Genomic DNA, 9,439 nt, shown 5'->3' on the forward strand with positions numbered 1-9,439 from the left:
ATAAACTACTTACTTAAAAAATCAGACTCAAAAGAAGAAAAAATCTACTTATTGAACTACTACTTAGAACAATTTAGAACTACAGTATACAGACAAACTATGTTTGCTGAGTTCGAAAAGATAGTTCACGAAACAGTAGAAGGTGGAGAACCATTGACAGCAGAAGGATTTACAGATATATACTACAAATTAAACGAAAAATACTACGGTAAATCTTGTGTTGTAGATGAAGAAATAGGACTTGAATGGGCTAGAATTCCACATTTCTACACTAATTTCTATGTGTATAAATACGCAACAGGATTTTCTGCTGCAAGTGCTTTAAGTAAACAAATACTTGAAGAAGGAGAGCCAGCAGTTGCTAGATATAAGGAATTTCTAAAGAGTGGAGGCTCTGACTATCCATTAAATCAACTAAAAGCAGCAGGTGTAGATATGCATAAAAAAGAATCAGTAGATGAAGCTTTAAGTGTATTTGCAGAATTAGTCGACCAATTAGAAAAAGAATTATAATCGAATATCATTGATTTTCCATAAAAAGTCGCATGTAGTAGGTTAATTTTATTCTATACATGCGACTTTTATATCAAAAATACATAATTATAAGTTATAATTATATTAATAGATTGTTATTACAATTTAAAAATACTTGTCAAGGATTAAAAATCTATTTTTAATGAAAGTTTTAATCCAAAAGCAAAGGAGTCGGTATATTATGGCAAATGAAGATATAGGTTTAAGTATAAAGACTTTAAAAGAATATACTTCAGGCATGATTGTAAGATGTAAGGAAGCTGTATCATTGTCTGTTGATAGCATGGTTTCTAAAAATTTAGAACAAGCAAAAAAGGTTGTTGAAAGCGATGATGATATAGATTTACTTAGAGAGTACATAAGAGACAGAAGTGTAGAATTAATGGCATCAAAACACCCTATGACTAAAGATTTAAGATATATATATGTTTTGTCTGATATTTCAACTGAACTGGAGAGAATAGGAGATTACGCAGTTAACATATGTAAGGAAACTATTGCCATAGGAAATGATGAGCATATAAAGGAATTGATTGATATACCAAAAATGTCTGAAATGTGTACACAAATGCTTGAAGATTTAATGGTAGCCTTTTTAGAAGAGGATGATAAAATGGCATATGAAATTGCGCTAAAGGACAAAGAACTGGATGAATTATATTATACAATTCGAAAGGATTCTTTGAGAGTAATGCATAAGGATCCAGAAAATAATATCAACCAAGGAGTCAGACTTTTATTTGTAGGAAGATATTTAGAGAGAATAGGAGATCATATAACAAATATCTGCGAAAAAATAATTTATGCAAAAAAAGGTACTATGGTAGAAATTGGGTAGAAGATATTAGACGCATACATATTAAAATTTTTAGTAATTAAATAAAAAATATGGATTGACAAAAATAAAGTTTATTATATATAATAAAAGAATAATTAATCCATATAATTATATAAGTAAAGACTGAGAAGAAGAGGAGTATGTAAATACTGCTAACAGAGAGAAAAATCACATGCTGGAAGATTTTTTTAGATAGGATTTGCAGAAGGTAGCTTTGGAGTCGCTGAGCTGAAATAGTAGTAGGTTTAGACGGTTAAGATCGTTAAATTTATTAAGAGCTAAGATGTATTTTATGTATATCTTAGAATTAAGGTGGTAACGCGAGCTTTTCGTCCTTAGATGGATGGAAAGCTCTTTTTTATTTTATAATATATTCAAAAAATTCAAATAATGATTAAATTTAAATGAAAAGTGAGATAATAGAGAAATTACAAATCAATGTAATAGAATTTAGGAGGCAAAAATGACAAAAGCAAATTTATCAAAAACTTATAATCCAAAAGACTTTGAACAAAGATTATATCAAGAATGGATTGATAAGGGTTATTTCAAATCTAGCCCAAATCCAGACAAAAAACCATTCTGTATAGTTTTACCTCCACCTAATATAACAGGACAACTTCACATGGGTCATGCACTTGACCATACTCTACAAGATGTTCTTATTAGATGGAAACGTATGGATGGATACGAAGCATTATGGCAACCAGGAACAGACCATGCTTCTATAGCAACTGAAGTTAAGGTTGTTGAAAAAATCAAAAAAGAAGAAGGCAAGACAAAATACGAAATAGGAAGAGAAGAATTTCTAAAAAGAGCTATGGACTGGAAAGAAGAGTACGGTGGCGTTATAGTTGAACAAATGAAAAAATTAGGTTCTTCTTGTGACTGGGATAGAGAAAGATTTACAATGGACGAAGGTTGTAATGAAGCTGTAACAGAATTTTTCGTAAAATTATACGAACAAGGACATATCTACAGAGGAAACAGAATAATAAACTGGTGTCCAGATTGTAAAACTACTTTATCAGATGCAGAAGTAGAACATGAAGAACAAGATGGTAATTTCTATCATGTTAAATATTTCTTAAAAGACAGCGACCAATATTTAGAAGTAGCTACAACTAGACCTGAAACAATGCTAGGTGATAGTGGTATAGCTGTTAACCCAGATGACGAAAGATACAAAGACATAGTAGGTAAGGTTGCGATACTTCCATTAGTAGGAAGAGAGCTTCCAATAGTTGCAGATGATTATGTTGATAAAGAATTTGGAACTGGTATAGTTAAAATGACACCAGCTCACGACCCTAACGACTTCGGTGTTGGACAAAGACATAACTTAGAACAAATAAACGTAATGAATGAAGACGGTACTATGAACGATCTTTGTGGAAAATACGCAGGCATGGATAGATACGAATGTAGAAAAGAGCTTGTTAAGGATCTAGAAGAACAAGGCTTCTTAATAAAAATAGTTCCTCACAAACATGCTGTTGGTACTTGCTATAGATGTCATACAGTAGTAGAACCAAGATTATCTGAACAATGGTTCGTTAAAATGGATGAATTAGCAAAACCTGCTATAGATATATTAAAAAATGGAGATTTAAAATTCGTACCAGAAAGATATGGAACAGGAACTTATCTACAATGGCTAGAAAACATAAGAGACTGGTGTATATCTAGACAATTATGGTGGGGTCACCAAATACCTGCTTACTATTGTCAAGAATGTGGCGAAATAGTTGTTGCAACTAAAGCTCCAGATAAATGTCCAAAATGTGGATGTACTCATTTTAAACAAGATGAAGATGTACTAGATACTTGGTTCTCTTCAGCTTTATGGCCATTCTCAACATTAGGTTGGCCACACAATACAGAAGAATTAAAATACTATTATCCAACAGATGTATTAGTTACTGGATACGATATAATCTTCTTCTGGGTTGTAAGAATGACATTCTCAGCAATGTTCTGTATGGATGAAACTCCATTCCATCATGTTTTAATACATGGATTAGTTAGAGACTCTCAAGGTAGAAAAATGAGTAAATCTCTAGGAAATGGTATAAATCCACTAGATGTAATAGATGAATACGGTGCTGATGCTCTAAGATTCATGTTAATCACAGGAAACTCTCCAGGAAACGACATGAGATTCTACTTCGAAAGAGTTGAAGCAGCTAGAAACTTTGCAAATAAATTATGGAATGCATCAAGATTTATATTCATGAATATAGATGAAGAATTAATCAAAGGTGTAACTAGAGAATCTGTAGAAGCTAACTTCACATTAGCAGATAAATGGATAATATCTAGAGCTAATAAAGTAGTTAAAGAAGTTACAGATAATATGGATAACTTCGATTTAGGTGTAGCTGCTACTAAGGTTCACGACTTCGCTTGGTCAGAATTCTGTGACTGGTATATAGAAATAGTTAAACCAAGATTATACAGTGATGATGTAGAAGCTAAGAAAACTGTTCTATATGTATTAACTTACGTATTAGAAACAATCTTAAAATTATTACACCCATATATGCCATTCATAACAGAAGAAATATACACTTATCTACCAACAGTAGAAGGAAGTATAATGGTATCTGAATGGCCACACTACAAAGAATCAGATAACATGGCTGAAGAAGAAGCTAAAATGGAACTTACTATGGAAGGTATAAGAAATATAAGAAATGCAAGAGCAGAAATGGATGTTCCACCATCAAAGAAAGCTAAAGTTATAATAATACCAACTGAAGAAAAATTACCTGCTATAGAAGCTGGTAAAGATTACTTCGTAACTCTAGCATCTGCTTCAGAAGTTCAAATCCAAATGAACGAAGACAATATACCAGAAGATGCAGTAAGTGTTGTTATAGATGGAGTTAAGATATTTATACCACTTGATGAATTAGTAGACTTCAACAAAGAGTTAGATAGATTAAATAAAGAAAAAGCTAAAATAGAAAGCGAAATCAAGAGAGTTAACGGAAAATTATCTAACCAAGGATTCATATCTAAGGCTCCAGAAAAATTAGTTAACGAAGAAAAAGCTAAAAAAGAAAAATATGAAGAAATGCTTAAATCTGTATTAGAAAGATTAGAAAATATAGAAGCTAAAATAAAATAGTTGAGTTAGTTTAATACTATATTTAAATAACTGGCCTAACGGGCTAAAATTATTTCTTGGTCGAAGAGGATGTGAGATATATTTGTATATTGAGCATCCTCTTTTTATATCTTTAAATAGTATTATAAATTTTGGAAAAATGTAAATAATTTTAAATAATCTTAAGTTTTGTGTTATGGAAATTTAAAGCCTAATTATAAATTAATTAAGAATTCAAGATTAACCTTATATATAAGGAGATGATACTATGAAAAGAAAAATAAAATTAAGTAAGTGTATAAAATTTTTTATTGTCATTATAGCAGTGATTTTTTGTATTGATATACTAAAAAATTCATTTTTAAATGATATAGCTGTAGGTGGTATTGATTTTATAACAAATATCGAAAATCGTTTAGGATTAACAGATGATAAATCTACTTTTAATAAGAATCAAGATGAAGATCTGGTATTAGTAAATAAAGATAATCCACTAAGTTCTGATTATAAGCCCCAAAATCTAGTCAAACCCAATATAGTATTTTTGGATAGCTCAGTAGAAGAAGAAAGATACATGAAACAGGAAGCTGCAATTTATTTAGAGAAATTATTTCGAAATGCAAAGCAAAATAACATAACTTTAATAGGCTCATCAGCATATAGATCATATCAAACACAGGCGAATATATATAACAAATATTATAAAGAAAAGGGGCAAGAATACACAAATCAATACGTAGCGACTCCAGGTGAAAGTGAGCATCAAACTGGTTTAGCTATTGATGTAACTAATCAATCTAGATGTTTTGATAAAACAAGTATAGAAGCTCAGTGGCTTGCCAATAATGCATATAAATACGGATTTATACTTCGTTACCCAGAAAACAAAGAAGATGTTACAGGCTATAGTTATGAGCCTTGGCATATAAGATACGTCGGAAAAGATGTAGCTGAGAAAATTTATATGAATTCAGAGACATTAGAGGAATATTTAAAACATGATAATTAGGAAAATGTTTTATCAGAAAAAATTAATTTTTATGTAGATTTATATACACTATATTTTGTCCAAAGACTGGAAATATATTATAATATATAATATGGTAATATATACGGAATTATTATAAGATAAGACGTAAGTTACAATATATAATATTAATACAAGAAAGGAGAAGTTATTGAGAATTTATATTTTCAATAACGATACAAAAATTGAATTACCAAGAATCACTAAAATTCATAGAACAATCTCATAAGTTTGGGATTAGATTAGGACTTGAAAACTCACTTAAACTACTTGAGTTATTAGGAAATCCACAAGAAAAATTAAAAATAATCCATGTAGCAGGAACTAATGGAAAGGGTTCTGTATGCTCATTTATTGCTAATTCACTACAAGCAGAAGGATATAAGGTAGGTCTTTATACTTCTCCATACTTAGAAACTTTCACAGAAAGAATAAGAATAAATGGACAAAATATACCAGAAGAAGATGTTGCTAGAATAGTAACAATGATGAAGGATAAAATAGAACAAATGGTCAAAGAGGGATTTGCTTATCCAACTGAGTTCGAAATAGAAACTGCGATGGCATTTTACTATTATTGGGAACAAAAGGTTGATTATGTAGCTTTGGAAGTTGGTCTAGGGGGTAGATACGATGCTACTAACGTTATAAAGAATTCTCTTGCAAGTGTAATAGTTTCTTTAAGTTTAGATCATATAGGCGTATTAGGCGATACTCTAGCTAAAATAGCTTACGAAAAAGCAGGTATAATAAAACCTAATGGATTAACTGTATCTTACAAACAAGATGATGAAGCTGCACAAGTTATAAAGGATGTCTGCAAAGAACAAAATTCAGAATATATAGAAGTGGATTTTGATTCAATAAACGTTAAAAAATCTGATGTATCATCTCAAATATTTGACTGCGTAATCGACGGTGAAAAATTTGAAGATATAGAAATTCAATTAATAGGTGATCATCAAGTTTTAAATGCTGTTTTAGCTCTTACAGTATTAAAATCTATAAGAGATAAAAGAGATGTTAAATTAAGCAACGAAGCTATCAAGAAAGGTTTCCACGATACTAAATGGCCAGGAAGAATAGAAAAAATCAAAGACGATCCTGTGTTTATAATAGACGGAGCTCACAATGAAGATGGTGCGAGATCATTAACTAAAGCACTAGAAAAGAACTTCAAGGGACAAAAATTAACTTTCTTAATAGGAATGCTAGCAGACAAAGATATAGATTCTGTTTTAGAGCTATTAATGGATAAATTCCAAAAGGTTGTAACAACTACTCCAGACAGCGACAGAGCGATAAGCTGTGAAGAATTAAAGGCTAAAATAGAAAAATACGGAAAAGAAGTCGTAGCTATACCTAAAATAGAAGATGCTGTAAAATATGTACTTGACCATGCTGAAAAGGATGAAGTTATAATCGCAGCAGGTTCATTGTATATGATAGGACATATAAGAAGTATAGTGAAATAGATATAGTTTTTAATATGAAATAAAATCCACCGAGGAAATATATATCCTCGATGGATTTTTTTTAATTATGCTTTTTTCTTAATAGGAAAATAAACCTCTGTTATATTTTCATTTGGATCTGTAGTATAAGGGTCGCTTAAATAAACCTCATAAGGTGGAGCTATTATTTTATATCCGTTTTCTTCTATCCATTTCATCAATTTTGCGTATATCTCTGTTAAGCCAGAATAATTTCCATTTAAAGTTGATTTAGCACACAATGAACCAGGAAAATCGCGAGTGCCAGTTGCATATTCCTCGACAGCTAGTGCAAATTCTGTGTCGTTGTGGAGAGGATCGTAATCAGGGCTATGGTAAATTGCCATTGGTTCTCCAATTAAGGTTAAGTTTTCTTTAGCTATTTTTTCGTATAATTTACTAAAATAAGGCATATATCCATTTTTATAGTCGTCCTCTGTCAATATTTTTCTGATAGAAATTATATTTAGAGTTTGTGTTTCTACTAGTTGTATATCTGAATCATTTAGATCAGGTATTATTGAAACGCCATTTTGTAAATTGGAAATATCCTTTTCTATTTGATTTATATTGTATTCGATTTTCTTTATATTTTCCTCCATTTTATCTCGTTTTTTTATTAGAGATTTAATTAAAGCTTCTTCTTGTTCGTATTTTTCTAAATCGATTAATTCCTTGATTTCATCTAGAGAGAAATTGTAGGATTTTAGCCTAATTATAAACAGCATTTTTTCTAATTGATCGATTGAATAATATCTGTAATTACTCTTTGGGTTTATTTCATCTGGCTTTATTAAACCGATTTCATCGTAATATCTAAGTGTTTTTTGTGATACACCACATATTTTTGAAAATTCTCCGATAGATAGCATTTTCCACCTCCTGCAGAAAGTAAATCGTATATTATTTATCTAAAGTATAATATTTTACCTAGGGGAAGAGTCAACTCTAATGTTAAATGAAACTAGAATAAAAATTAAATAATTGCTATAATAAGGATAATATGAAAAGCTTTGGTTATATTATAAAATTCAGGGGTGAGCACATTGAGAAATCGTAGTACAGATATTTTATACTATATAATGAATAATCATAAAATAGCATATAACGTTGATAAATTATCTAAAAAATACAATGTTACTTTAAAAACACTACAAAATGATATAAAGGAGATTAATCAATTATTAAAATCATTGGGTTTTAGTAATATTGAATATAATGAAGATGGAAATTTAATTATAGCTGAGGATTTTGATGTAGTTAAAATAAAAGAGTATTTGGATGAAATGGATTTTTATACTTATAAATTTTCAAAGGAAGAGAGACGAATATTTATTATTTTTATGCTTATACGAGATGAAAATTTTATAACTATGTCTGATATAGCCGATAAATTTTATGTAAGTAGAGTAACTATTTTAAATGATATAGAAGTAATAAAGGAAATACTAACTAAATACAACATAGTATTGCAATCAAAGAGAAGTAAAGGTATAAAGTTACTATGCAATGAAGAAAATTTACGATATATGATGATAGACCTCCTAAGAAAAATTGTAAAAAATATAACTGGAGAGGGGTATTTCCAAAGAATTATATTAACTCAATTAAATACAAAATATAGTGTTTCTGATGTAGTAGATTTATTAAAAAAATTTGTGAAAAAATATAAATACACTTATACAGATTATGTTTTTTATGAAAATGTTATCTATGTTTATGTAATGATTAATAGGATAGATAAGGGATGTAATAATGTGTATACCAATGAAAATGATTCATCATTAAGTATATATACGGATGCTTTTATAAATTATTTAGAGCAGGAAATAAATATTTCTATAAATAAAAATGAGAAAATTATTTATGAAAATTACATAAAGGAAAATGATATTGTTCCAGTTTTAGAGGAGATAGGAAATACTGATTTATTTTCGGTATTGTTAGAATTCTTATCTAGTATAGAAAATAATTTAAACATAGAACTAGTAAGCGATTCTATTTTAGTTGATTCGTTAGTTCAACATATAAATTCAATGAAAGATTGGAGCGAAAAGGACCTAGATATAGATTTTAGAGTTACTGGAAGTATGAAAAGGGAATTTGAAGAAGTTTATAAAGAGGTTGAAAAGTACGCGTATATATTGGAAAATCATTTGCGACATGATTTGAATAAACAGAGAAAGGAATCGATAGTAGTCCATATATGTGCTTCATTAATAAGAAGTAGAACAGATTTATCTCCACTTGATATATTAATAGTTTGTCCAGGAAGCATGGCTACAGGAAAGCTTATAGAGGCACAGATTAGAAATTATTATGATTTTAATATAAAAGGTGTTATTGCAGCTGATAAATTATTTACTCAATGGGATTTTAATAATGACAATGTAGATTTTATAATATCTACTGTTAATATTCAAAATGACAGATAT

Annotated in this window: 7 protein-coding genes and 1 other annotated feature; of the genes, 6 read left to right on the forward strand and 1 reads right to left on the reverse strand. The window is 29.5% G+C overall.

The features are described from left to right. From ACI3VO_RS16510 to ACI3VO_RS16530, 5 genes are all read left to right on the forward strand, one after another. On the forward strand, positions 1 to 513 hold a 513-nt coding region (locus ACI3VO_RS16510), incomplete at its 5' end, for a M3 family metallopeptidase (protein WP_439758961.1). Positions 514 to 715: 202 nt separating this feature from the next. Beyond that, a complete protein-coding gene (phoU, locus tag ACI3VO_RS16515) occupies positions 716 to 1,372 on the forward strand; it encodes a phosphate signaling complex protein PhoU (RefSeq protein WP_439758962.1) in 657 nt (218 codons plus the stop codon). Between the two features lie 116 nt (positions 1,373 to 1,488). Next, positions 1,489 to 1,712: a binding site (T-box leader), on the forward strand. A 123-nt stretch (positions 1,713 to 1,835) separates the two neighbouring features. Next, the gene (locus tag ACI3VO_RS16520) at positions 1,836 to 4,505 is read left to right on the forward strand and encodes a valine--tRNA ligase (RefSeq protein ID WP_439758963.1); all 2,670 of its coding nucleotides are present in this window, start codon (positions 1,836 to 1,838) and stop codon (positions 4,503 to 4,505) included. A gap of 247 nt (positions 4,506 to 4,752) precedes the next feature. Next, positions 4,753 to 5,493, forward strand: a complete 741-nt coding sequence (locus tag ACI3VO_RS16525; protein ID WP_439758964.1) for a M15 family metallopeptidase — start codon at positions 4,753 to 4,755, stop codon at positions 5,491 to 5,493. 203 nt (positions 5,494 to 5,696) lie between these two features. After that, positions 5,697 to 6,986: a bifunctional folylpolyglutamate synthase/dihydrofolate synthase gene (locus ACI3VO_RS16530; protein WP_439758965.1), complete on the forward strand. Its 1,290-nt coding sequence runs from the start codon at positions 5,697 to 5,699 to the stop codon at positions 6,984 to 6,986. Positions 6,987 to 7,051: 65 nt separating this feature from the next. Here the strand turns inward: ACI3VO_RS16530 and ACI3VO_RS16535 are convergent, their stop codons facing one another. After that, positions 7,052 to 7,876 (reverse strand): MerR family transcriptional regulator, encoded by an 825-nt coding sequence (locus ACI3VO_RS16535; protein WP_439758966.1) that lies wholly within the window; start codon positions 7,874 to 7,876, stop codon positions 7,052 to 7,054. Positions 7,877 to 8,050: 174 nt separating this feature from the next. Between ACI3VO_RS16535 and ACI3VO_RS16540 the strand changes: the two genes are divergently transcribed. Next, positions 8,051 to 9,439: BglG family transcription antiterminator (locus ACI3VO_RS16540; RefSeq protein ID WP_439758967.1), on the forward strand; the 1,389-nt coding region annotated here is incomplete at its 3' end.

The sequence above is a fragment of the Intestinibacter sp. genome (assembly GCF_051866655.1).
Classification (GTDB): domain Bacteria; phylum Bacillota; class Clostridia; order Peptostreptococcales; family Peptostreptococcaceae; genus Intestinibacter.